Genomic DNA, 24,079 nt, shown 5'->3' with positions numbered 1-24,079 from the left:
AGGCCATTTGCCTGCCTCCCCCTGTTACCCATGAGGCGGGTTCAACAGCACTTGGGCCCGGACTTGCCACCATAGCGCGCTTCCTGGCGCTCGCGGAAGAACGCTTCGTAGCTCATCACCGGCTTGTCCGGGTGCTTGGTCTGCATGTGCTCGACATAGTTGTCGTAGTCGGGCATGCCGACCATCAGGCGGGCGGCCTGCCCCAGGTACTTACCCAGTCGACCCAGGTCGTTGAACATCGCGGCAGTCCTCTCAAGCGTCAGGCAGGGCCTGGAAAGGGGTTTCCTTGTCGGTGCGCTCCTTGCGGCCCAGGGCGGCAAGGCCGACCTTGACGGCGAAGAACAGCACGCTGAACACCACCACCAGGAACAGCACGGTCAGGCCGGCGTTGGTATAGGCGTTGAAGATCACGTGCTGCATCTGGCCGATGTCCTTGGCCGGCGCCAGCACCTGGCCAGCATCCAGCGCGGCGCTGTACTTCTTGGCCAGGGCCAGGAAGCCCACTGCCGGGTTCGGATCGAACAGCTTGATCAGGCCCGCGGTGGTGGTGCAGATCAGCAGCCAGACCGCCGGCAACAGGGTGACCCAGACATAGCGCTGGCGCTTCATCTTGATCAGCACCACGGTGCCCAGCATCAGGGCGATACCGGCCAGCATCTGGTTGGAGATGCCGAACAGCGGCCACAAGGTGTTGATGCCGCCCAGCGGATCGATCACGCCCTGGTACAGCAGGTAGCCCCACAGCGCCACGCAGCCGGCAGTGCCGATCAAGTTGGCGGTCCACGACTCGGTGCGCTTCAGGGCTGGCACGAAGCTGCCCAGCAGGTCCTGGAGCATGAAGCGACCGGCACGGGTACCGGCATCCACCGCGGTGAGGATGAACAACGCCTCGAACAGAATGGCGAAGTGATACCAGAACGCCATGGTGTTCTCGCCCGGCAGCACCTGGTGAAGGATCTGCGCGATACCAACCGCCAGGGTCGGCGCACCGCCGGCACGCGCCAGGATAGTGTGCTCGCCGATGTCACGGGCAGTGGCTTCCAGCTGCTCGGGAGTGATGGTGAAGCCCCAACTGCTGACGGTCTGTGCCACCGAGACCACGTCGGCGCCGACCACCGCGGCCGGGCTGTTCATGGCGAAGTACACGCCTGGCTCGATCACCGAGGCGGCGACCATGGCCATGATGGCGACGAACGACTCCATCAGCATGCCGCCGTAGCCGATGTAGCGGGCGTTGGTTTCGTTGTCCAGCAGCTTCGGCGTGGTCCCCGAGGAGATCAGCGCATGGAAGCCCGATACCGCGCCGCAGGCGATGGTGATGAACAGGAACGGGAACAGGGTGCCCTTCCATACCGGGCCGGTGCCGTCGGTGAACTGGGTCAGCGCCGGCATCTTCAGCTCGGGCGCGATGATCAGGATACCGATGGCCAGGCCGACGATGGTGCCGATCTTGAGGAAGGTCGACAGGTAGTCGCGTGGCGCCAGCACCAGCCATACCGGCAGCACGGCGGCGACGAAGCCATAGCCGACGAGCATCCAGGTGATCTGCACGCCGGTGAAGGTGAACGCCGGGCCCCAGACCGGATCAGCGGCGATCTGGCCCCCCAGCCAGATCGACAGCAGCAGCAGGACCACGCCGATGATCGAGATCTCACCGATGCGACCCGGGCGGATGAAGCGCATGTAGATGCCCATGAACATCGCGATCGGGATGGTCGCCATCACCGTGAACATGCCCCATGGGCTCTCGGCCAAGGCCTTGACCACGATCAGCGCCAGCACCGCGAGGATGATGATCATGATCAGGAAGCAGCCGAACAGGGCGATGGTGCCGGGAATGCGGCCCATCTCCTCGCGAACCATGTCGCCCAGCGAGCGTCCGTTGCGGCGGGTGGACAGGAACAGGACCATGAAGTCCTGCACCGCGCCGGCCAGCACCACGCCGGCAATCAGCCACAGCGTGCCGGGCAGGTAGCCCATCTGCGCCGCGAGCACCGGGCCCACGAGCGGGCCGGCGCCGGCGATGGCGGCGAAGTGGTGGCCGAAGAGAATGTGCTTGTTGGTCGGGACGTAGTCCAGGCCGTCGTTGTTGAGTACCGCGGGCGTGGCCCGGCGGGGGTCGAGCTGCATCACCTTGGTGGCGATGAACAGGCTGTAGTAACGGTAGGCAACCAGGTAGATGGCCACTGCCGCGACCACGATCCACAAGGCGTTGATCGCCTCACCGCGACGCAGGGCAACCACACCCAGCGCGCAGGCCCCTATGACTGCCAGCGCCAGCCACGGAATGTGGCGTAGCAGGCTATTATTGTTGTTCATGGTTTACTTCCAGCTGGTGGATTGGAAAGACCGCCCATCGAGTCTAGGGCGTGTCATCGCGCATTGCCACACTTGCTTTGGTCTAGAGCCTCTGCGGCCAGATTGCGGTACCTGATGCACATACCAAACTAACTATAGTCAGGATGTCACCCGGAGAACCCGCCATGAGCGATCACGACGAACGCCGCCGTTTCCAGCGCATCGCCTTCGATGCCCCCATCGAGCTGCGCCAGGGCGAACGCCGCTGGCCGGCGAAGCTCCTCGATTTGTCGCTCAAGGGTTTGCTGATCGAGCGCCCGCGGCCGTGGGAGGCCGATCTCACCCAGGATTTCGATGCAGTAATCCACCTGAACGATAGAACCACCCAAGTCAGGATGCAGGTCGAGCTGCGTCACGAAGAAGAGACCCGCCTGGGCTTCGTCTGCCTGTACATCGACATCGATTCGATGACCCACCTGCACCGTCTTGTGGAGTTGAACCTAGCTGACAGCACCGAAATGATGCGCGAGCTGCGCGAACTCATCGAAGATTGATATCTCTTAGCCTGCTAATCATTTAGCCGTAACGGCTTTCCTGTCCGGCCAGACAGCTTTACCTGCTTTTCCCCCCTCTTGTACACACCCCTCTGGAACAGCCTCCTTCACGTTGGAACACAACGTGCATCGGGGCTTGGCGCATCCTGTACGCACCCTTTCCGGCGCTACGATCAAAACTTTGTATACAATTCCTATGGCAATGTTCTGTAAGAGTTGTCTACAGTAGCGCCACAACAATAAACAGAGAGCCTGCTCCATGACCACGTCCCCCAGCACGTCTCCCGCCCCGCGCCCCGAGGACGAGAACCTCGGCCTTGGCGCCAACCTGGCCTACGGGCTGCAGCATGTCCTGACCATGTATGGAGGGATCGTCGCCGTTCCCCTGATCCTCGGCCAGGCCGCGGGCCTGGCACCGGCGGAAATCGGCCTGCTGATCGCCGCCTCGCTGTTCGCGGGGGGCCTGGCGACCTTGCTGCAGACCCTTGGCCTGCCGTTCTTCGGCTGCCAGCTACCGCTGGTGCAAGGCGTGTCGTTCGCGGGCGTGGCGACCATGGGCGCGATCCTCGGCAGTCAGAGTGGCGGCGGCTTGCCTTCGGTGCTGGGCGCGGTGATGGCGGCCTCGCTGATCGGTTTCCTGATCACCCCGGTGTTCTCGCGCATCACCAAGTTCTTCCCGCCGCTGGTGACCGGGATCGTCATCACCACCATCGGCCTGACCCTGATGCCGGTGGCCGCACGCTGGGTGATGGGCGGCAACAGCGCCTCACCGGAGTTCGGCAGCGTGGCCAACATCGGCCTGGCGGCCCTGACTTTCGCCATCGTCCTGCTCCTGAGCAAGCTGGGCAGCGCGACCATCTCGCGCCTGTCGATCCTCCTGGCCATGGTCGCCGGCACCCTCATTGCCTGGGCGCTGGGCATGACCGACTTCAGCAAGGTCACCGAAGGCCCGATCTTCGCCTTCCCCACACCGTTCCACTTCGGCATGCCGACCTTCCACATCGCCGCGATCCTGTCGATGTGCATCGTGATCATGGTCACCCTGGTGGAAACCTCGGCGGACATACTCGCCGTGGGTGAGATCATCGACACCAAGGTCGACTCCAAGCGCCTGGGCAACGGCCTGCGCGCCGACATGGCATCGAGCATCCTGGCACCGATCTTCGGCTCGTTCACCCAGAGCGCCTTCGCCCAGAACGTCGGCCTGGTGGCCGTGACCGGGGTGAAGAGCCGCTACGTGGTGGCCACCGGCGGGGTAATCCTGGTGGTGCTGGGCCTGCTGCCGATCATGGGCCGGGTCATCGCCGCGGTACCGACCCCGGTCCTCGGCGGCGCGGGCATCGTGTTGTTCGGCACCGTGGCGGCCAGCGGCATCCGTACCCTGTCCAAGGTCAACTACAAGAACAACGTCAACCTGATCATCGTCGCCGCCTCGCTGGGCTTCGGCATGATCCCGATCGCGGCGCCGACCTTCTACCACAACTTCCCGAGCTGGTTCGAAACCATCTTCCACTCCGGCATCAGCTCGGCGGCGATCATGGCCATTCTGCTGAACCTGATCTTCAACCACTTCACCACCGGCAACTCGGAAAACCAGTCGGTATTCGCCGCCGCCTACGAACGGACCATCCAGTACTCGGACATCTCGGCCCTGCGCGATGGCGACTACTTCAAGGATGGCAAGCTGTTCGACGCCGATGGCAACGAAGTGCCGGTGCTCGAACTGGACGAACATGGCAACGAGACGCCCAGGCGCAAGGCGGTTGCCGAACACTGATCGCTGACCAGGACGGTCGACGAGGGGGAGCCGACGCGCATCGTCGGCTCCTTTTTTTCGTCTGGTGCATGCGTGGTATGCGGGAGTTGTGGGAGCAACTGTCTTGCTGAGTTTTCTCAACTGGCGTGATCTCTGTAGGAGCGGCCTTGCCGAGGCGTCGGACCGGTCGGAAAGGGCCGCAAAGCGGCCCCAGCGATATCTGCAACTACGCTGAAATCCCGGGGCTGCTGCGCAGCCCTTTCCGACCGGTCCGACGCCTCGGCAAGGCCGCTCCTACAGGTTGGCGTAGAACCTGTGGGGCCCGCTCCCACAATGCCCCGCTGAGTCGCCCTAGCCGTGCGTCCCGAAGTACCGGTTCAACTCATTCAGATCCCCCACCTCCAGCACGCCCGCCAGATAGCGCAGCTGCAACCACGCCCGCAGGTATTCATGCCGGGCTTGCGCCAGGTCACGCCTGGCACCGAACAGCTGCTGCTCGGCATCCAGCACATCGAGATTGACTCGCTCGCCGCCCTGCACGCTCTTGCGCGTGGCCTGCACCAGCGCCGCAGCCGCCTTCACCGCCAGGTCATAGGCACGGATCTTCGCCGTGCCGCTGGCGCACAAGTTGAACTGCCGACGCAGCTGATTGAGCGTGTCACGCATCTGCGCATCCAATTCGAAACCTGCGGCATCACGTTGGGCCCGGGCCTGGCGCACCGACGCCGAAACACCGCCACCGGCGAACAGCGGCACGCTCAACTGGATGCCAATGCTGTCGGTGTCGTAACGCTGGTTGTAACTGCTCTCGGAGCTGGAGCTGGAAATGCCTTTGCTGGCATAGGCGCTCAACGAAGGCAGGTGCCCGGCCCGTTGCCGCTCGATGTTCTGCTCGGCGACTTCGAGCCCATGGCGCTGGCTGGCCAGCTCGGCGTTGTGGGCGACGGCCAGGTCGCGCCAGGGCTCGAAACGCGTGGGGGTGAGGGGCTGGACGCGGAAGTCGCCAGTCATCGGCGCCAGGTCCTCGACCGCCACCGGCTCGCCGATGATCGTCTGGAGGGCGCGCAGCGCCGCATCAAGATTGTCGCCGGCCTCGATTTCCTGGGCCTGGGCCAACTCATAACGAGCACGAGTCTCCAGCACATCGGTGCGGGTACCTTCGCCGCCCTTGAGCAAGCGTTCGTTGAGGGTCAGCTGTTCGGCGTAGGTGCGGCGCTGGGCCTGGGCCAGGGCAATCTGTTCGTTGGCGAACAACGCCTCGCTGTAGGCGCCGAACAGGCGCACCATCAACTCCTGGCCACGGCCACGATAGCGTTCGTCGGCCAACGCCGCCTGGGCCACGCCACGCCGATAGTCACTCCAGGCGGCATAGTCGAACAGGGGCTGCTCGAGGGTCAGGGTCGAACTGTAGCTGCGGTAGTCGCGTTGGGTGGTCACGTCGCCGAACTGACTGCGTTGGGTAACCTCCGAGTCATTGCGGGCCCGGTTGTAGCGGTACGACAGCCGAGGCAGCAGCCCGGCACGACCGATCGCCAGGTTCTCCAGCCCGGCCTGGCGCTCGGCGATGGAGCCTTGCCAGGTCGGATCGTTGCGCAGCGCCAGGGCATAGGCATCGCCCAGGTCCAAGGCGTGAACGGGGAGACTCAGGCCCAGCAACAAGGCGGGCAACAGCAGTCGCATCGGCATCACTCCTCCGCCAGGGCGACATGCACCCGATCCAGCAGCGGCTTGAACAGGTAGTTGAGCAGCGAACGCTCGCCCGTGCGCACGAAGGCCTCCACCGGCATCCCTGGACGAATGTCGAGACCGGCCAGCTGCCGCAGGCCTTGCTCGCTGACCTTGATACGTACCTGGTAGTAGGGTTGCTGGGTCTTGTCGTCGAGCAGACGGTCGGCCGACACCAGAGTCACCTCGCCCGGCACCCGTGGCGTGGTGCTCTGGTTGAAAGCGGCGAACAGCAGCTCGACCGGCAATCCGGGCCTGAGCCGATCGACCAGCTCGACGGAGGCACGGGCATCGACCAGCAGCGGCGCATCGCTGGGCACGATCTCCATCAGTTGCTGGCCTCGCGCAATCACGCCACCGTTGGTGAACACGCTCAGGCCCACCACGGTGCCACTCACCGGCGCGCGCACCTGGGTGTGGGCCAGTTCGAAGCCGGCACTGCGCAGACGATTGTCCAAGTCTTCGGCGCTGGCCTGCAGCTCGCTCAACTGCTGGCGCACATCGTTCTGGAATTCCTGGTGGCGCTGGCCGATGCGCAGCTTCAGCTCCTGCACCTGACGTCGGGTCCGGCCAATACTGCCCATGTCCTCGGCGATGGAACCGTTGACCTGGGCCAGCAGACGCTCGCTGTCGAGCAGCCGATTGCGCGGAATGTAGCCATCGCGAGCCAACTCCCGCAGGCCACCGAGCTGTTCGTCGAGCGCATCACGCTGGACCTGCTTGCTGGCCAGCGAACCCTGCAGCCCGAGCAGCGACGCCTCGGCCCCGGCGATACTCTCGCCCAGGCCATCGAGCTCCAGGCGCAGCGCCTGCCCACGGCTGGCCAACAGCTGCCGCTGAGCCTCCAGCGCCGTGGCCACCCACGGTGTCGCGGCCTGTTCACGCAATATCGCCGGGAAGTCGATTACTGACCTGCCATCACGCTCGGCGAGCAAGCGTGCCTCCCCGGCCCGGGCATTGACGTACTGCACGCGCAGCGAGCCCTGCTGTGCCTCGGCCTGGGTGGCGTCCATGCGCAGCAATACCTGGCCGGCGTGGACCTGGTCACCGTCGCGCACCAGCAACTGCTCGATCACCCCGCCCGTGGGGTGCTGCACGGCCTGGCGGCTGCCGGCCACCACCACGTTGCCGCTGACCGGCACGCCCTTGTCCAGTGGCGCCAGCGCGCCCCAGAGCAGAAAACCGCCGAGTCCGACAAGGACCAGCCAGCGTCCGGCCCGCGCCGGCCCCCGGGCATCGTCGCGCAACGGCTGGACATTCTGCGCCTGGCTGGCGGCTCCTGAAGAAAACAATGGATGCACGCTCATGCTCAGGATCTCTGACTGCCTTGATTGAAGCTGTAAGTGACACCGCCGCGTGCGGCGGGCGATGCCGTTGCAGGGCGGGTCGTGCCCTGCAGCACCCGCGCGGTCGGCCCGAAGTTCTGCATCTGGCCGCCTTGCAGCACCAGCAGCTTGTCCAGGCCCGCCAGCAGACTGGACTTGTGGCTGATCATCACCACCGTGCGCGCTTGCGCCTTCAGTTCGCCAAGGGCGGCCAACAAGGCCCGCTCACCGGCCTCGTCGAGGTTCGAATTGGGCTCATCGAGCACCACCAGCGCAGGCAGTCCGTACAGCGCCCGCGCCAGCCCGATGCGCTGGCGCTGCCCGCCCGAAAGGCCGGCGCCGCCCTCGCCCAGCTGCGTGTCGTAGCCCTGCGGCAGCTTGAGGATAAGCTCGTGCACACCGGCCAGCTGCGCCGCCGCCACCACCTGGTCGGCGTCCACCGGACCAAGGCGGGCGATGTTCTCGGCGATACTGCCGGCGAACAGCTGAACATCCTGGGGCAGGTAACCGATGTGCCGGCCCAGTCGCTCGCGGTCCCATTGCCCCAGCGCCGCGCCATCCAGGCAGACCTTGCCCGTCGCCGGGCTGGCCGCGCCTACCAGCAGCCGCGCCAGGGTGGTCTTGCCGGAACCGGACGCGCCGATCAGCCCCAGCGACTCGCCGGCGGCCAGCTCGAAACCAATACCGGACAGGCACGGGCGTTGTCCGCCCGGCACCAGCGCCACCAGTTGCTCGACCCGCACATGTCCGTTTGGCGTTGGCAGCGGCATGCCGCGCGTCTGCGGTGGGTACGTGCGCAACAAGGCGTCGAGGCGCTCGTATGACTGGCGCGCGCTGCCCCACTGGCGCCACACGGCGATCAGTTGGTCGATCGGCGACAATACCCGGGCCATGAGAATCGATCCGGCGATCATCATGCCCGGCGTGATCAGGTGCTCCAGCGCCAGCCAGGCCCCCAACCCCAGCACCAGCGACTGCAGGGCCAGGCGCACCACCTTGGACAACGCGGTGACCGCCGCGGTGCGCTCGCTGCCCAGGTTCTGCAGACTCAGAAAGCCATGCTGCAACAGACTCCAGCGCTGACGCACGGCATCGAGCATGCCCATGGCGGCGATGGCCTCGGCGTTGCGCAGGTTGCCTGCGGCCTGCTGCCCGGCCTGGAGCGACAACCGTCCGGCCTCGGCGAATGGCGCCTGGGTCAGCCGCTCGTTGAGCCAGGCCAGTGCCGCCAGCAACAGCGCGCCGACCAGGGCCAGCAGGCCTAGCCATGGGCTGAACAGGAAGATCACCAGCAGGTAGAACGGGAACCAGGGGGCATCGAAGAAAGCGAACAGCGCCTGGCCGGTGGCGAACTGGCGCAGCCCGGTCAGGTCGCTCAGGGCCTGCTGCGCGCCGTCACGGTGCCCGGCCAGGCTGGCCTGGCTGGCGGCGTCGAACACCCGGGGCGCCAGGCTGAGGTCCAGCCGCGTGCCCAAGCGGATGACCACCTGGCTGCGCAACCACTCCAGCGCGCCCATGAAGGCGAACAGGCCCAGCACCATGAGGCTGAGCATCAGCAGGGTCATCTCGTTGCCCGACGACAGCACCCGGTCGTATACCTGCAGCATGTACAGCGCCGGCGCCAGCATCAGCAGGTTGATCACGGCGCTGAACAGGGCGACGTTGCCCAGGCCGGCGCGGCAACCCGACAGCGCCTGCCACAGTTCACCAGGGGCCATGTTGCGGTTGGTCTTCATCGATGATCCCGGAGAGTGGACGGCGGCCCCATTGACCGGCGGGCCGCCGCCTCGCAGAATTCGGTGTCGCCACACCCGAGCCCGGCCAGGACAGCGGATGTGGCGACGAGTGGACAGCGATTGGAGGAGTGATCTTCCAATCGCTTTTTTGTCCCCGGCTGTCAGGCAGCCAGTGCCAGGTCTTCCGGCAGGGCCTGCACGCCCACGGCTTCGGCGGCATTGACCGGGCCTGCGGCCAGGTGCGCGGCGACGCTTTCGAAGGTGTCGTTGGTCGAGGTGCCGTAGGCCGCCAGCAGGGTGTCCAGGGCGCTTTCCAGGGCGCTGGTGTTGCCCTGCATCAGACCGTAGATCACGCTCTGCACTTCGTTGCCGGCACGGCCGGCGCCCAGTGCGGCATCCAGGTCCAGGCCATTGAAGCTGACCACGTAGTTGCTCAGGCTGAAGTCGCTGCCGCTGCCGCCACCGAGCACTTCGCCCAGGGAGACGTTGTCCAGCGAACCCCACAGATAGTGATTGAGGTTGTCACCCGGGGCCTTGGACGGATCGAACACGTAGTGCAGGCCGTTGGCGGTGTTGCTGTCGGCGATGAACGCGTAGTCCGAGCCATTGGCGCCATGGGTGGCGTACTGGTCGCCATTGAAGGTGCCGTTGCTGAAGCCGCCGGTGTTGCTGTAGCCATGGCCGGCGGTGACGAAGCCGGCGGTCCAGAAGGCCAGGTAGTCGTCGATGGTGGATCCGGCGAAGGCGGCGTCGTAGGTTACGGAAAGAGTCATTGACGGTTCCTCGATGTTGCACAGTTGAGACGAAGGCGCGATGACGGCCTTCGTGTCGCCCGAAATGGGCAAACCCGGTGTTTCAGAAGCGGTACTCGAGCATCCCGGAGAGGGTCCGACCACGGGCCAGCGACAGGTTGTTGCCATCGCCCATGGCGACGAAGTAGGCCTCGTCGGTGGCGTTCTCCAGCGACAGCGCGACGTTGAGCTGCGGGGTCATCCAGTAGCTGGCGTAGAGGTCGTAGACCAGGTACTTGGGCCATAGCGCCTGGTCGATCTGGCTGTAGGTGTGGGTGTTGAGATTCTCGCCATTGCCCTCGCTGTAGCGGGCGCGCATGCCCACGTCGAGGGTGCGCTCGAGAAAGCGCATGCCCAGGGTCAAGGCGCCACGGTCGGCCGGCATGTAGGCGGCGTTGCCCATGATCTCGCCGCAGCTGGTGACGGCGTTCTGGTCGTCCGCCCACTCGGCGCGGGACACCCGCACCGGCAGCATGATGATCCGGCTGCCCACTTGCACCGGACGCCTCACCGTGCCGGCATTGACCAGGCGCTGGGCGCCGCCGAGGTAGTACTGCTTGGAGCAGAAGTCATTGCTGCCGATCATGTGGGTGTAGCTGAGCTGGCCGTAGTAGGCACCGGCGTCATAGTCCAGGCTGTACTCGACGCCACGAAAGCGCGTGGTCCTGAGGTTGTTCTCGTACACCGAGCGGCCCAGCGAGATACCGCTGATGCTCGACCCTGGCAGGGTGGCGTTGATATCGAGGAACGAGAAGTTGTCGATACGCGTGTCGAAATAAGCGACCTTGGCGGCGAAGCGGTCGCCGTCGCGAAACAGCGATTCGCGGAAGATGTTCACCCCCAGCTCCCAGTTGTGCGACTCCTCGGCCTTGAGGAAGGGGTTGGGATAGACCATCTCCGAACCACCGCCATGGGGGCGGCCGGTCATGAACGCCTCGGTGACCTGCGGCGGGCGCCAGCCACGGCCCCAGCGGGTATACACCTGCAGCCAATCAGGGCCGGGCTTGACGGCGATGCCGAAGGTCGGCGAGAAGCGCCCTTGCTCGCGATCCACATCGAACAGCATGTGGGTTTCCTGGCGGCGCAGGTTGGGCTCGGTAACGCCCATCGGGTACATCCAGGTGGTCACCCCGGTCTCGCCGGTCAGGCGAAAACGGTCGTAGCGCAGGCCGGCATCGATCGTCAGCCAGTCGCCATGGTCGTAGCGCAGGTTGCCGAACAGGCTGGCCATGATCCGCTTGCCCTTGGGCGTCAGCCCTTCGACATAGGGCAGCGCGTCGATCTCGTTGGGCGCGGCGACGCGGTTGGTGCTGGGGCGGAAGGTGTCCTGGAACGCTTCGCTGCCGTAGTTGAAGGCCAGCGCGCCAGCGCTGCCCACCTGCCAGCGCGAGGTGTTTTCCAGCTGCAGGCCCCAGGTGTCGGTCTGGTAGCGGTCGGTGTAGGCCTGCACATGGTTGCCCGTTGCCAGCGATGACATGTTGTCAGCGTTCCAGCGGTCCTGGCGGGTGGTGACGTAGTACAGCTTGGCCTTGAAATCGATGAGGTCGTTGTCAGGCTTGTAGCTGTAGTCCAGCGCAGCGTTCTTGGCATTGATGTCGTTGGTGCTGGTGACCCGGTAGTAGTAGCGATTGGTCACCGAGTCACTGTAGGTCCAGGCGTCTTTGCTGTCGGTATCGGTTTCGAAGTAGCTGAACTGCAGACGCTGATCGTCGGCGAAGTTCAGGCCCAGCTTGAACAGCTGCGAGCGCGTCACGCTGTCCATGGCGCCGACCTCGCCGTTGAGCCAGCCTTTCCAGGCCTCGCGGTTGTCCAGCTTGCCGCGGATCTGGGTGCCCAGGTTGTCGGCGTTCTGCGTGCCGCTGCGATAGTCGCCGTAGTGCCGTTCGCTGTGGCCGACCAGGATGTCGCCGATCTCGTTGCCGGCGGCGAACAGGGCGCTGCCGTTGAAGTAGGTGCCGTTGCCCAGCTCGCCGATGCCGTGCCCGGCACGCAGCCGGCCGCCAACTTCCTTGCCCGGGCCAAGCAGGTCGCTGGCCTGGATGGTGTTGAAGCTGGCGATGCCACCGATCACCCCGGCGCCGCCCATGCCGGCCGAGGTGCCCTTGTCGATCTCGATGCCCTGGACGAACTCGGGGTCGATGAACATCACGCCGTTGCGCTGCTGGTGGCCGTTGACGTTGAAGTTCTGGCGCATGCCATCGATGTTCATGTTGACCCGGCCATAGTCCTGCACGCCGCGAATGTTCACCGACAGGCCGGGGTCGCGCTGGTTGACGGCGGTGTACACACCCGCGGTCTGTTCGAGCATGTCGGCGGCATGCCGTGGCGGGCGCTGGTCGATCTGCTCACGGGTGATCACGCTGACCGATCGCGGGGTCTGGTACACCCAGTCGCCATCGCGCTGCGAATCGACATGGGTCGCGCCCAGCTCCAGGGCCTCATCGTCCTGGACAACACGCTCCAGGCCGACCTGTCCGGCGGCGCTGAAGTGGTAGCGTACCGGCGTGCCGCGCAGCAGCTGGCGCAGCCCTTCTTCGGCCAAGTAGCTGCCGTGCAGCCCTTCGCTGCGCAGGCCGGCCAGCTTGCGGCTGTCGAAGAACACCTGCACGCCGGACTGCTCGGCGTAGGCCAGCACCGCGCTGTCGAGCGACTGGGCCGGGATGTCGAAGCGAACCAGGTTGCGACTGGCGGTGCTTGGCGAATCGGTGGCGTGTGCCATGCCGATCCCCATCGGCAATGCACAGCTGCCCAGGGCCAGGCTGCCGGCCAGGGCGAAGCGACCCAGAGGGCGCAAGGGTTGTTGTCGTGGCGTGCTCACTGCGATTGCTCGTCCGTTGTTGGCGTTTTCTAGTAATGAAAATCAATCTCAACAATCAGACGAGCAACGCGGAAAAAGTCAGTAAATAAAATCGAAAGTTTTTTGCCGAAGCGGCATGTCAGTAGAGCACGGCCAGGCCCGGAAGCTCGACCAGGCGGGCCTTGAGCTCGTCACCGAGCACGGCCGGCGCGCGGCTCAACTGGTCCAGGCGGAAGACCCCGCTGACCTCGCGCCGGCCCAGTGCATCGTTGGCGACCACCAGCTGACCCGCGCGGTAGCGATTGAGCCGGGCGACCACATCGGCGAGCGGCTGGCGTTCGAACACCAGCACGCCACGCTGCCAGTCGGTGGCCCGCCGCAGATCGTGATCAGGCCATGGTCGTACCCCCAGGCGCTGGTCATAGCGCAGGCTGTCGCCCTGCTCCAGCACCTGGCTGGCCTGCCCCTGCCGCGGCGGCGCCTGCAGCTCGACGGCGACACTGTGCTCGAGCATGCCGACCCAGCCCCCGTCGCCCGCCGCGCCCACCACGAAACGCGTCCCCAGGGCACGGCTGGTGGCTCCGGCGTACTCGACCACGAATGGACGTGCTTCCTGAACGGTGACCGGTGCGGCGCTGAACACGGCCTCGCCCGAGAGCAGACGCACGCGGCGCTCGTGGCCATCGAAGGCAAGCGCGATGGCGCTGCGGCTGTCCAGCTCGACCTGGCTGCCATCCGGCAATGTCACCTGGCGTACTTCCCCGGTGCCTGTGAGATAGTCCGCGCGCCAGCCCAGCCAGGCTTGCGGCCCTTGTTGCACGGCCAGCACCGCCAGCAACAGCACCGCCGCGCTGGCGAAGACCCGCCGCAACCGCGGACGGCGCCGCAGCGATGTGCCGTGCCGGGGGGCCGCTGGGCGAAGCGACGGGGCAGCGGGCAGGTTCGCCAATTGCCCGAGGTCGGCCCAGGTGGCCTGGGCGAAGTCATAGGCCCGGGCGTGCCGAGGATCGCTGGCGCACCACTGCTCCAAGGCTTGCTGCTGCGTCGGGCTCAGGGGGCTGGCCTGCTGCAGCACCACCCACTCGGCGGCCTGCTCGCGGATGGCTTGCTCGTTCTGGCTGCTCACACGGTTCTCTCGCGATCTGGTTATGTCTGGGCTGACGTCTGAAGCGGCATTTGTCAGTAAACCGTTGGTCATTCGGTTTCCTGCAGGCACTGCATCACATAGGCCAGGGCCTTGGCCAGATGCTTCTGCACGGAGCTGTCGGAAATGCCCAGGTGACGCGCGACCTCGGCATGGGTCATGCCTTCCAGGCGGTTGAGCCGAAACACTTCGCGAGTGCGCTCGGGCAACTCGCCGAGAATCGCCTGTAGCCGGCGCAGGTGCTGTTCGCGGGCAGCCTGTTCATCGAGCCCCGGGCGTTCTTCGACGATGGTTTCGAGCGCTTCATGGGGAACCAGGTCGGTCTTGCGCCGCTGCTGCTGGCGCACATGGTCGACCATCAGATTGTGCGCGGTGCGATAGAGGTAGGCCTGGGCGTTCTCGATTGGCGCCTGACGCTGCTGCTCGGCCAGGCGCAGGAAACTGTCCTGCACCAGGTCGGCGGCCAGCTGAGGGTCGCGCACCTTGCGCGAGAGCAGGCCCTGAAGGTTTTTCGCGTGCTTTACGAACAGCCGCTTGAGGTCGAACTCCGCCACACGCACTCCATGGGGTGGTCGCAAGGTGGCGGTATGCTACTGGCTATTGAGAATCAGTTGCAAGAAATAGGCTTATTCGAACAACGCATCCAGTGCCTGCTCCAGACGGGTCACCGCGATCACTTGCAGACCGGCGGGCGCTTCCTTCGGCGCGTTGCCCTTGGGCACGATCGCACGCTTGAAACCATGCTTGGCCGCTTCCTTGAGTCGCTCCTGGCCACTGGGCACCGGGCGTACTTCGCCAGACAGACCGATTTCGCCGAACACCAGCAGGCCATGGGCCAGCGGGCGGTTGCGCAGGCTCGACATCACCGCTGCGAGCAGGGCCAGGTCGGAGGCGGTCTCCAGCACCTTCACGCCGCCGACCACGTTGAGAAACACGTCCTGGTCATGGGTGGGGATGCCGCCGTGCCGGTGCAGGACCGCCAGCAGCATGGCCAGGCGATTCTGGTCCAGGCCCAGAGTGACTCGCCGTGGGTTGGCCAAGTGGCTGTCGTCCACCAGCGCCTGAACCTCCACCAGCATCGGCCGAGTGCCCTCCCACGTGGCCATGACCACGCTGCCGGGCACTTCCTCCTGGGCGCGATTGAGGAAGATCGCCGAGGGATTGGAGACTTCCTTCAGGCCACGGTCGGTCATGCCGAACACGCCCAGCTCGTTGACCGCGCCAAAGCGATTCTTTACCGCCCGCAGCAGGCGCAGGCGGCCATCGGACTCGCCCTCGAAATACAGCACGGTGTCGACCATGTGCTCAAGCACCCGGGGACCGGCCAGCGAACCTTCCTTGGTGACATGGCCGACCAGGAAGATCGCCGTGCCGCTCTGCTTGGCATAGCGCACCAGCAGCGCCGTGCTCTCGCGCACCTGGGCCACGCCACCCGGAGCCGACTGCAGTTGCTCGGTGAAGATGGTCTGGATCGAGTCGATGACCATTACCCGTGGCTTTTCCTGGCGCGCGGTGGCGATGATGGTCTCGATGCAGGTTTCGGTCATGACCTTGAGCTGGTCCTGGGGCAGGCCCAGGCGTCGGGAGCGCATGGCCACTTGCTGCTGCGACTCTTCGCCGGTGACGTAGAGCGCCGGCATGGCGGTAGCGATGTTGCACAGCGTCTGCAGCAGGATGGTGGACTTGCCAATCCCGGGATCACCGCCGATCAGCACCACCGAGCCATCCACCAGGCCACCGCCGAGCACGCGGTCAAGCTCGGTGCTGCTGGTGGTAAAGCGCGGGATCTCCTCGACGCTCACCTCGGCCAGGGTCTTGATCTGCGCCTGCTGCCCGGTCCAGCCGGCGCGCCCACTCGGCGCCGCGGCACCGCCGCTTTCGATCATGGTCTCGACCAGGGTGTTCCAGGCTCCGCAATCGCCACACTGGCCGGCCCATTTGGGGAAGGTCGCGCCGCACTCGGTGCAGCCATACAAGCGCTTGGCCTTGGCCATGGGCTGGGTCTCCTGGCAAAAACCGCCATGATAGCCGAACGTGGACGTGTCCCGCAGAGCTCGGGGAGCGACAAAACTATTCGCTCTAAACGGAGTCTTTAGCTGCGAACGTCACGCATGAAGCGTTTTAGTGGCTTACACTCCGACTACCTCTCCATTCGTAACAAAGGAATACAGCATGGGCATGCTCAGTGAATTCAAGGCCTTCGCGGTCAAGGGAAATGTCGTCGACATGGCGGTGGGTATCATCATCGGCGCGGCGTTCGGCAAGATCGTTTCGTCCTTTGTCGGCGACGTGATCATGCCCCCCATCGGCCTGCTGATCGGTGGCGTGGACTTCAGCGACCTGGCCATCACGCTGAAGGCCGCCGAAGGCGATGTGCCGGCAGTGGTGATGGCTTATGGCAAGTTCATCCAGACCATCCTCGACTTCGTCATCGTCGCCTTCGCCATCTTCATGGGCGTGAAAGCGATCAACCGCCTGAAGCGTGAAGAAGCGGTGGCACCGAGCGCTCCGCCGGTCCCCACCCCCGAGGAAACCCTGCTGACCGAGATCCGCGACCTGCTCAAGGCGCAGAATCAGAAGTAAAGCTGCAAGCTGCAAGCTGCAAGCTGCAAGCTGCAAGCTGCAAGCTGCAAGTAGAGCACGCTACCTCTGGCCTGCTTCTGCTTCAACTTGCAGCTTGCAGCTTGCAGCTTGAAGCTTGAAGCTTGCAGCTACCAGTAGTTCTCCACAGCCACCTGTCCCGGCCGCTTGCTCAGGCTCAGTTGCAGGTCGCGCGCCTTCAGCACCTTGCGCGTCTCGTCGATCATTTCCGGATTACCGCACAACATGATCCGCGAGTGCTCCGGCGACAGCTCGAGCCCCGCCGCCTTTTCCAGTTCGCCATTTTCGATGAGCGTGGTGATCCGCGCGTTCAGCGCGCCTGGATGCGCCTCCCGGGTAACCACCGGAATGAACTGCAGTTTGCCGGCGAATTCGGCCAGGTACTCACGCTGCTCGAGCCCGGCGATTTCATCCACATAGGCCAGCTCCTTCGCTTCGCGCACCGAGTACACCAGCTTGATGTTGTCGAAACGCTCCCAGGCCTCGAAGTCCTGCAGGATCGACATGAACGGAGCGATGCCGGTACCGGTGGCCAACAGCCACAGGTCACGTCCGCCGACGAAACGATCGAGGGTGAGGTAGCCGAAAGCCTGGCGGTCGATCATCAGCGTATCGCCCTCGCCAAGACGGCTCAGCTCACTGGTGAATTCCCCCCCCGGCACCACGATCGAAAAGAAATCGAGATGTTCGTCATGGGGGGCGCTGACCATCGAATAGGCACGCCAGACCACACTGCCATCCGCCTTGCTCACACCCAGTCTCGCGAACTGCCCGGCACGAAAACGGAACCCCGCGTCGCGGGTAACCCGCAGGGAGAACAGATTGGGCGTCAAAGGCTGGACGTCAAGCAGGATCTGGCGGGTGAATTTGTCAGCGCTGGCGGTCATGACGGACTCCATGGTTCGAATGCGCCAAGTGTCGCGCAAAGCGGCCAGGATAAACACCACCGGTTTGTAGGGCATCAACGGCATGCAGCAAATTGCTAAGAATACGTAGCAGCTATAGCAAAAAAAATCAGCGCAACATTAGGACATTTCCTACACTACGTCGGGTGCTACACGCATTGGATCCACAAAGGCGTGACGGGAGCGACATCGATGCCGCAATGGAAATGTGATCTGCTCGAAGACCTGGCGAATAAACAGCAGGAACCGACGATCCTGGTTGGCAAAGCCGTGAAACTGGTCCAGGCATTGGACATGGAGTTCTTCGGCCTCTCGCTGCACCTGCATGTCGCTGCTCATAGCCCACAGGTGCTGCTGTACAACAACTACCCGCCCGAGTGGAACGAACGCTATCAAGCGGATAACTTCATTACCATAGATCCGACGGTATCAAAGTGCTACCAAACGACGCTACCAGTACTCTGGAATGACACGCTGTTCCAGGATGTACCCCACTTGCGCGAAGCGGCATGCGCGCACGGCATGGTCCACGGCTGGAGCCAGTCGGTCCATGACCTGCGCCACAACGAGACCCAGATCAGCGTATCCAGGCCCAGCCGCACCATATCGACCTACGAGCTATACGAAAAAAGCGCAGACGTTATGTGGCTGGGCAACGTCCTGCACGCTGCGCTCAGCGAGTATCACCTGAACAAAATCTGCCCCTTGCCGCCACTGAGCAAGCGCGAAATCGAAGTGTACAAGTGGGTCGCCTGGGGCAAGACCTCCAATGAGGTGGGGATGATCCTGGGGCTGTCGACCAGCACAGTGAACTTCCATACACGCAATGTGATCCTCAAGACAGGCGCCGCCAACAAGGCCGGGGCCCTGATGATCTTGTTCATGCACGGCCTGCTCTGACCTCGCCCCCCTGTGACGTTCAAAGCCCTGTAGAATCGCCCCCTCAAGCAGATTCGCAGCAGAGCCCCTTGTCATGCCCCTGTTCAACAGCCCCTTCGCCGAACTCGACCTGATCCGCCAGCCTGATCAGACCAACGACCCGCTGCTGGCTTTCGATGCCGCCGACCAGTACCTGCTGGAGCATCTGGCGGCCCAGTCGCCGGCTGCGGGTTGCAGAGTACTGGTACTCAACGACAGCTTCGGGGCACTGGCCGCGAGCCTTGCCGGCCAGCTGGAAGTGACCAGCAGTGGCGACTCGCACCTGGCGCGCATGGCGCTGGAGAAGAACCTGGCGCGCAATGACCGGCCTTTCGATGCGGTGCCCTTCGTGGCGGCCAGCGAAAACTGGCAAGGCCCGTTCGACCGTGTGCTGGTGCGCGTGCCCAAGACCCTGGCGTTGCTGGAGGAACAGCTGATCCGCCTGCAGGGCCAGCTGGCCCCCGGCGCCCAAGTGATCGCCGGCGCCATGATCAAGCACCTGCCGCGCGCCGCTGGCGAGCTGATGGAAAAGTACATCGGCCCGGTCCAGGCATCGCTGGCGCAAAAGAAGGCACGCCTGCTCACCGCCACCGTGGCCGAACGCCCGAGCGCACGCTCCCCCTACCCGACTCGCTACCACCTGGATGCACCGGCCCTGACGCTGGTCAACCATGCCAACGTGTTCTGCCGCGAGGGCCTGGACATCGGCACCCGAGCCTTCCTGCCACACCTGCCGCGCGACCTGGGCCGCGCCCGGGTCGCGGACCTGGGCTGCGGCAATGGCGTGCTGGCCATCGCCAGCGCCTTGCTCAACCCGGATGCGCACTACACGCTGGTGGACGAATCGTACATGGCGGTGCAGTCGGCACGGGAGAACTGGCAAGCGGCGCTGGGTGCTCGCGAGGTGGAAATCCATGCGGCGGATGGCCTCGCCGGCCAGGAGAAACAATCGCTGGACGTGGTGCTGTGCAACCCGCCGTTCCACCAGCAGCAGGTGGTGGGCGATTTCCTCGCCTGGCGCATGTTCCAGCAGGCCCGGGAGGCACTGGAGGTCGGTGGCGCGTTGTACATAGTCGGCAACCGGCACCTGGGCTACCACAGCAAGCTGGCGCGCCTGTTCCGGGGCGTGGAACAAGTGGCGGCGACACCGAAGTTCGTGGTGCTCAAGGCCAGAAAATAAAGCATCGCGGGGCAAGCCCGCTCCCACGTCATTGCCGGGCTGTCCAGCAATGACGTGGGAGCGGGCTTGCCCCGCGATGGATCAGCGACTCAGTGGGTGCTCAGGCCGGCCGCGCTCATGAACATGCGCATGCCGTAGGCCACCACACCCAGCGCCGCCACGCTCAGCACCCAGATCAGCACCAGCCAACCCAGGCGCTGCCACAACGGTTTCTTCTCTTCGATAGTCATCGCCTGGCGCTCCTAGTGATAGCCGTCTTCATGGGTCACCTTGCCGCGGAACACGTAGTAGCTCCAGTAGGTATAGCCAAGGATGAACGGCAGGATGAACAGCGTGCCGACCAGCATGAAGCCCTGGCTCTGCGGCGGCGCGGCAGCATCCCAGATGCTGATCGACGGCGGAATGATGTTCGGCCACAGGCTGATACCCAGGCCGCTGTAGCCAAGGAAGATCAGCACCAGGGTCAGCAGGAACGGCGTGTAGTGCGCATTGCGCGCCACCGCCCGCAGCAACCCGTAGAAGGTCACCAGCACCAGGATCGGCACCGGCATGAACCAGATCAGGTTGGGCATGCTGAACCAGCGTTCGGCAATCTGCGGGTAGGCGATCGGCGTCCACAGGCTGACGATGCCGATCACCGCCAACAGAACCAGCGCCAGCGGTCGGGCCACGTCATGCATCTTCTGCTGCAACGGCCCCTCGGTCTTCATGATCAGCCAGGTGCAGCCCAGCAAGGTGTAGGCGACGATCAGGCCCAGGCCGGAGAACACCGTGAACGGCGTCAGCCAGTCCAGGGTGCCGCCGACGAACTTGCGATCGACCACCTTGAAGCCTTCGATGAAGGCCCCCAGGGCCACACCCTGGAAGAACGTCGCCACCAGCGAGCCCCAGATGAACGCCTTGTCCCAGATGTGGCGTCTGTGGGGCCTGGCCTTGAAGCGGAATTCGAAGGCCACGCCACGGAAGATCAAGCCGACCAGCATCAGGATCAACGGCAGGTAAAGTGCCTCGAGCACCACCGAGTACGCCAGCGGGAAGGCGCCGAACAACGCCGCGCCCCCCAGCACCAGCCAGGTCTCGTTGCCGTCCCACACGGGAGCCACGGTGTTCATCATCACGTCACGGTCACGCTCATCCTTGACGAAGGGGAAGAGCATGCCGATCCCCAGGTCGAAACCATCCATCACCACGTACATCATGACGCCGAAGATGATGATCACGGCCCAGATCAGCGGAAGATCGATACCCATCTCAGTTCCCCTTGCTCAGGCGGGTGGAGTCGGCCTCGTGGCCATCATCATCGGCGGCGGACAACGGCCGCGCCGGCGTACGTTTCTGGCCTGGACCTCCGGGGGTGTGTTCATCGCCCTCGCCGGTCTTCGGCCCTTTGCGCACCAGGCGCATCATGTAGCCGATGCCAGTGCCGAACAGCGCGAAGTAGACCACCACGAACATCACCAGGGTAAAGCCGAGCTGCGCGTAGCTATGGTTGGACACGCCATCGGCGGTGCGCATCAGCCCATAGACCACCCAGGGCTGGCGACCGATCTCGGTGGTGAACCAGCCGGCAAGAATGGCGATCAACCCCGATGGCCCCATCCACAAGGTCAGGTAGAGGAACGGTCGCGAGCTGTACAGTGTGCCGCGCTTGCGCAGCCACAGGCTCCACAGGCCGACGAAGATCATCAGCATGCCCAGGCCGACCATGATCCGGAACGACCAGAACACGATGGTCGAGTTGGGCCGGTCCTCAGGCGGGAACTCCTTCATCGCCGGGACCTGCTTGTCCAGGCTGTGGGTGAGGATCAGGCTGCCGAGCGCCGGGATCTCGACCTTGAAGTGGGTGGTCTCGGCCTTCATGTCGGGGATGCCGAACAGGATCAGCGGAGTAGGCTCGCCGGGCTTGTTCTCCCAGTGCCCTTCGATGGCGGCGATCTTCACCGGCTGGTGCTTGAGGGTGTTGAGACCGTGGAAGTCACCGATCACCGCCTGTACCGGCGCGACGATCAGCGCCATCCACATGGCCATCGACAGCATCTTGCGCACCGCCGGGTTGTCACGCCCGCGCAGCAGGTGCCAGGCCGCCGAGGCGCCGACGAAGAACGCGGTGGCGACGAAGGCCGCGGTGGCCATGTGCATCAGGCGATAGGGGAATGACGGGTTGAAGATCACCGCCAGCCAGTCCACCGGGATCACCCGGCCATCGACGATCTCGTAGCCCTGGGGGGTCTGCATCCAGCTGTTGGAAGCGAGAATCCAGAACGTCGATACCAGGGTGCCAAGCGCCACCATGCAGGTGGCGAAAAAGTGCAGGCCACGCCCGACGCGATTCCAGCCGAACAGCATGACACCGAGGAAACCGGCCTCGAGGAAGAAGGCCGTGAGCACCTCGTAGGTCAGCAAGGGGCCGGTTATGGAACCGGCGAAGTCGGAGAACTGGCTCCAGTTGGTGCCGAACTGGTAGGCCATGACCAGGCCGGAGACCACGCCCATGCCGAAGTTGACGGCGAAGATCTTCGACCAGAAGTGATACAGGTCACGGTAGGTATTGTCGTGGGTCTTCAGCCAAAGGCCTTCGAGGACCGCCAGGTAGCTCGCCAGGCCAATGGTGATGGCTGGGAACAGGATGTGAAAGGACACGGTAAAGGCAAACTGGATTCGGGCGAGCTCTAGGGCTTCCAATCCGAACATGGTGCTTCCTCTTCAGATAATCCGGCGGCCGGGCGCATGGCCCTGTCGCCCACTGCCCCCACGGGTATCGAGTGCGGCGCGTTGGAATTGTTCTGTTCGATCGCAGGGATTCCGGCCCGGGGGCCAAGATCGTTGCATCTGGAAGCATTGATCCAGGTCAACGACTGAATGGAAGCATAGTCCTGAATGACCCATCCGGATGTGTGGTTGATTGCCGCGTGACCTGTTGCCTCACCCTCTTTTTTTATGGGCTCGGGGTTGATCCGCACGGTTTTCAGCAACCATTTGTTACAAACAGATGTTACCCTGCTGCCCCCTCTATCTCCGAGGCCGCAGGCAACCGATGTCCGATTCTGCCCCGCAACTGTTGCGCCATCACCGCCCTTTCCTCGCCTTCTGGCTGGCCCGTGTGTTTACCGCCAGCGGCTTCCAGATGCTCACCGTGGCCATCGGTTGGCACCTCTATCAACTGACCGGCAATGTGCTCGATCTGGGTCTGGTCGGCCTGGTCGAGTTCGCCCCACGCGTGCTGTTCATGCTGCACACCGGGCATGTCGCCGATCGCTATGACCGGCGCAAGGTCGCGGCTCTGTGCCAGACCCTGCAGGCATTGATTGCCCTGGCACTAGCCCTGGGCAGCGTCACCGACAACGTCAGTCGCGAGATGATCTTCGTTCTGGCCTTCCTGCTCGGCGCCACCCGCTCGTTCGAGATGCCGGCGACCCAGGCGCTGCTGCCCAATGTCGTGCCACCAGGCCTGTTCCCGCGCGCGGTGGCGGCCTCGGCATCGGCCACCCAGTCAGCGACCATCGTCGCCCCGGCGGTGGGCGGCTTTCTCTATGCCTTCGGCAGCACCTGGGTGTACGGCCCGACCGTGGTCCTCTACCTCATCGCCTGCCTGCTGACCTTGAGCCTCGACGCCCGTCGCCAGCAACCGCAACCCGGCCGGGCCAACCTCGACTCGCTGCTGGCCGGGATCCGCTTCATCCGCAGCCGTCCGGACATCCTCGGCGCCATCTCCCTGGACCTGTTCGCCGTGTTGCTGGGCGGCGCCACCGCGCTGCTGCCGGTGTTCGCCAAGGACATCCTGCTCACTGGCGCCTGGGGCCTCGGCCTGCTGCGCTCGGCGCCGGCGGTGGGGGCGCTGCTGATGTCGCTGTGGCTGGCGCGCTTCCCGGTGGAGCGCAAGGTCGGGCTGATCATGTTCACCTCGGTCGGCGTGTTCGGCGTGGCGACCATCGCCTTCGGCCTGTCGACTTCGTTCTGGTTCTCGCTGGCGGTGCTGGTGGTGCTGGGCGCCGCGGACATGATCAGCATGGTCATCCGCGGCGCCTTCGTGCAGCTGGAGACGCCGGATGAGATGCGTGGCCGGGTGAGCGCGGTGAACGGGCTGTTCATCGGTGCCTCGAACCAGCTCGGCGAGTTCGAATCAGGGCTGACCGCGCACTGGTTTGGCACCGTGCCAGCAGTGGTGCTCGGTGGCGTGGGCACGCTGGTGGTGACCGGGGTGTGGATGAAACTGTTCCCGACGCTGACCCATCGCGACCGGATGCACAACGGCTGAAACCTTCTAACGACTCTTCGCGGGTAAACCCGCTCCCACTGGGATCGCGCCGCTCTAGTGTCCTGTCTCGGAAATACGTTCTCTTTTGGCGAGT

The 24,079-nt window shown here is 64.6% G+C and carries 20 protein-coding genes; 6 read left to right on the top strand and 14 right to left on the bottom strand.

The features are described 5' to 3' along the window. Nucleotides 1–41: 41 nt before the first annotated feature. Together N5D48_RS19750 and N5D48_RS19745 are read right to left on the bottom strand one after the other, a co-directional pair. Nucleotides 42–239, bottom strand: coding sequence for a YbdD/YjiX family protein (locus N5D48_RS19750; protein WP_008094130.1), 198 nt, complete (start codon nt 237–239; stop codon nt 42–44). A 13-nt stretch (nt 240–252) separates the two neighbouring features. Further along, nucleotides 253–2,319 carry a carbon starvation CstA family protein gene (locus N5D48_RS19745; protein ID WP_279887366.1) on the bottom strand — a complete coding sequence of 689 codons (2,067 nt, stop codon included), beginning with the start codon at nt 2,317–2,319 and terminating at the stop codon, nt 253–255. A gap of 164 nt (nt 2,320–2,483) precedes the next feature. Here N5D48_RS19745 and N5D48_RS19740 point away from each other — a divergent pair, with 164 nt between their 5' ends. Together N5D48_RS19740 and N5D48_RS19735 are read left to right on the top strand one after the other, a co-directional pair. After that, complete coding sequence (locus N5D48_RS19740; RefSeq protein WP_279887364.1) at nt 2,484–2,852, top strand: PilZ domain-containing protein; 369 nt, start codon at nt 2,484–2,486, stop codon at nt 2,850–2,852. A gap of 259 nt (nt 2,853–3,111) precedes the next feature. After that, on the top strand, nt 3,112–4,629 hold the full coding sequence (locus N5D48_RS19735) for a nucleobase:cation symporter-2 family protein (protein WP_279887362.1): 1,518 nt from the start codon (nt 3,112–3,114) through the stop codon (nt 4,627–4,629). A 330-nt stretch (nt 4,630–4,959) separates the two neighbouring features. Here N5D48_RS19735 and N5D48_RS19730 read toward each other — a convergent pair whose 3' ends face one another. From N5D48_RS19730 to radA, 8 genes are all read right to left on the bottom strand, one after another. After that, nucleotides 4,960–6,288, bottom strand: coding sequence for a TolC family outer membrane protein (locus N5D48_RS19730; RefSeq protein WP_279887360.1), 1,329 nt, complete (start codon nt 6,286–6,288; stop codon nt 4,960–4,962). A gap of 5 nt (nt 6,289–6,293) precedes the next feature. Beyond that, nucleotides 6,294–7,640: an HlyD family type I secretion periplasmic adaptor subunit gene (locus N5D48_RS19725; RefSeq protein ID WP_279887358.1), complete on the bottom strand. Its 1,347-nt coding sequence runs from the start codon at nt 7,638–7,640 to the stop codon at nt 6,294–6,296. A 2-nt stretch (nt 7,641–7,642) separates the two neighbouring features. Next, on the bottom strand, nt 7,643–9,394 hold the full coding sequence (locus tag N5D48_RS19720) for a type I secretion system permease/ATPase (protein ID WP_279887356.1): 1,752 nt from the start codon (nt 9,392–9,394) through the stop codon (nt 7,643–7,645). A 161-nt stretch (nt 9,395–9,555) separates the two neighbouring features. After that, nucleotides 9,556–10,167 carry a heme acquisition protein HasA gene (locus N5D48_RS19715; protein WP_279887354.1) on the bottom strand — a complete coding sequence of 204 codons (612 nt, stop codon included), beginning with the start codon at nt 10,165–10,167 and terminating at the stop codon, nt 9,556–9,558. A gap of 82 nt (nt 10,168–10,249) precedes the next feature. After that, entirely contained in the window at nt 10,250–12,916 is a 2,667-nt protein-coding gene (locus tag N5D48_RS19710; protein WP_279887369.1) for a TonB-dependent hemoglobin/transferrin/lactoferrin family receptor, read from the bottom strand. Nucleotides 12,917–13,121: 205 nt separating this feature from the next. Beyond that, a complete protein-coding gene (locus N5D48_RS19705) occupies nt 13,122–14,108 on the bottom strand; it encodes a FecR family protein (protein ID WP_279887352.1) in 987 nt (328 codons plus the stop codon). Nucleotides 14,109–14,176: 68 nt separating this feature from the next. Next, nucleotides 14,177–14,680, bottom strand: a complete 504-nt coding sequence (locus tag N5D48_RS19700; protein ID WP_279887350.1) for an RNA polymerase sigma factor — start codon at nt 14,678–14,680, stop codon at nt 14,177–14,179. Nucleotides 14,681–14,752: 72 nt separating this feature from the next. Further along, nucleotides 14,753–16,120 (bottom strand): DNA repair protein RadA, encoded by a 1,368-nt coding sequence (radA, locus tag N5D48_RS19695; protein ID WP_279887348.1) that lies wholly within the window; start codon nt 16,118–16,120, stop codon nt 14,753–14,755. Nucleotides 16,121–16,298: 178 nt separating this feature from the next. Here radA and mscL point away from each other — a divergent pair, with 178 nt between their 5' ends. Next, nucleotides 16,299–16,709, top strand: a complete 411-nt coding sequence (gene mscL, locus N5D48_RS19690; RefSeq protein ID WP_279887346.1) for a large-conductance mechanosensitive channel protein MscL — start codon at nt 16,299–16,301, stop codon at nt 16,707–16,709. A gap of 128 nt (nt 16,710–16,837) precedes the next feature. On the opposite strand, the gene N5D48_RS19685 is transcribed toward mscL, so the two are convergent. Then, nucleotides 16,838–17,614 carry a ferredoxin--NADP reductase gene (locus N5D48_RS19685; RefSeq protein WP_279887344.1) on the bottom strand — a complete coding sequence of 259 codons (777 nt, stop codon included), beginning with the start codon at nt 17,612–17,614 and terminating at the stop codon, nt 16,838–16,840. Nucleotides 17,615–17,824: 210 nt separating this feature from the next. Between N5D48_RS19685 and N5D48_RS19680 the strand changes: the two genes are divergently transcribed. Then, nucleotides 17,825–18,532 (top strand): autoinducer binding domain-containing protein, encoded by a 708-nt coding sequence (locus N5D48_RS19680; protein WP_279887342.1) that lies wholly within the window; start codon nt 17,825–17,827, stop codon nt 18,530–18,532. A 73-nt stretch (nt 18,533–18,605) separates the two neighbouring features. Further along, a complete protein-coding gene (locus N5D48_RS19675) occupies nt 18,606–19,730 on the top strand; it encodes a methyltransferase (RefSeq protein WP_279887340.1) in 1,125 nt (374 codons plus the stop codon). 89 nt (nt 19,731–19,819) lie between these two features. Here N5D48_RS19675 and N5D48_RS19670 read toward each other — a convergent pair whose 3' ends face one another. From N5D48_RS19670 to N5D48_RS19660, 3 genes are read right to left on the bottom strand one after another with little or no spacing between them, the layout of a single operon-like run. Next, complete coding sequence (locus N5D48_RS19670) at nt 19,820–19,960, bottom strand: DUF2474 domain-containing protein (RefSeq protein ID WP_279887338.1); 141 nt, start codon at nt 19,958–19,960, stop codon at nt 19,820–19,822. 12 nt (nt 19,961–19,972) lie between these two features. Then, nucleotides 19,973–20,980: a cytochrome d ubiquinol oxidase subunit II gene (cydB, locus tag N5D48_RS19665; protein WP_279887336.1), complete on the bottom strand. Its 1,008-nt coding sequence runs from the start codon at nt 20,978–20,980 to the stop codon at nt 19,973–19,975. A gap of 1 nt (nt 20,981) precedes the next feature. Continuing rightward, the gene (locus N5D48_RS19660; protein ID WP_279887334.1) at nt 20,982–22,421 is read right to left on the bottom strand and encodes a cytochrome ubiquinol oxidase subunit I; all 1,440 of its coding nucleotides are present in this window, start codon (nt 22,419–22,421) and stop codon (nt 20,982–20,984) included. Between the two features lie 343 nt (nt 22,422–22,764). Between N5D48_RS19660 and N5D48_RS19655 the strand changes: the two genes are divergently transcribed. After that, nucleotides 22,765–23,985, top strand: coding sequence for an MFS transporter (locus N5D48_RS19655; protein ID WP_279887333.1), 1,221 nt, complete (start codon nt 22,765–22,767; stop codon nt 23,983–23,985). Nucleotides 23,986–24,079: the final 94 nt, after the last annotated feature.

The sequence above is a fragment of the Pseudomonas sp. GD03858 genome (assembly GCF_029840925.1).
Taxonomy (GTDB): Bacteria; Pseudomonadota; Gammaproteobacteria; order Pseudomonadales; family Pseudomonadaceae; genus Aquipseudomonas.
This window is presented reverse-complemented; position numbering and strand designations above follow the sequence as displayed.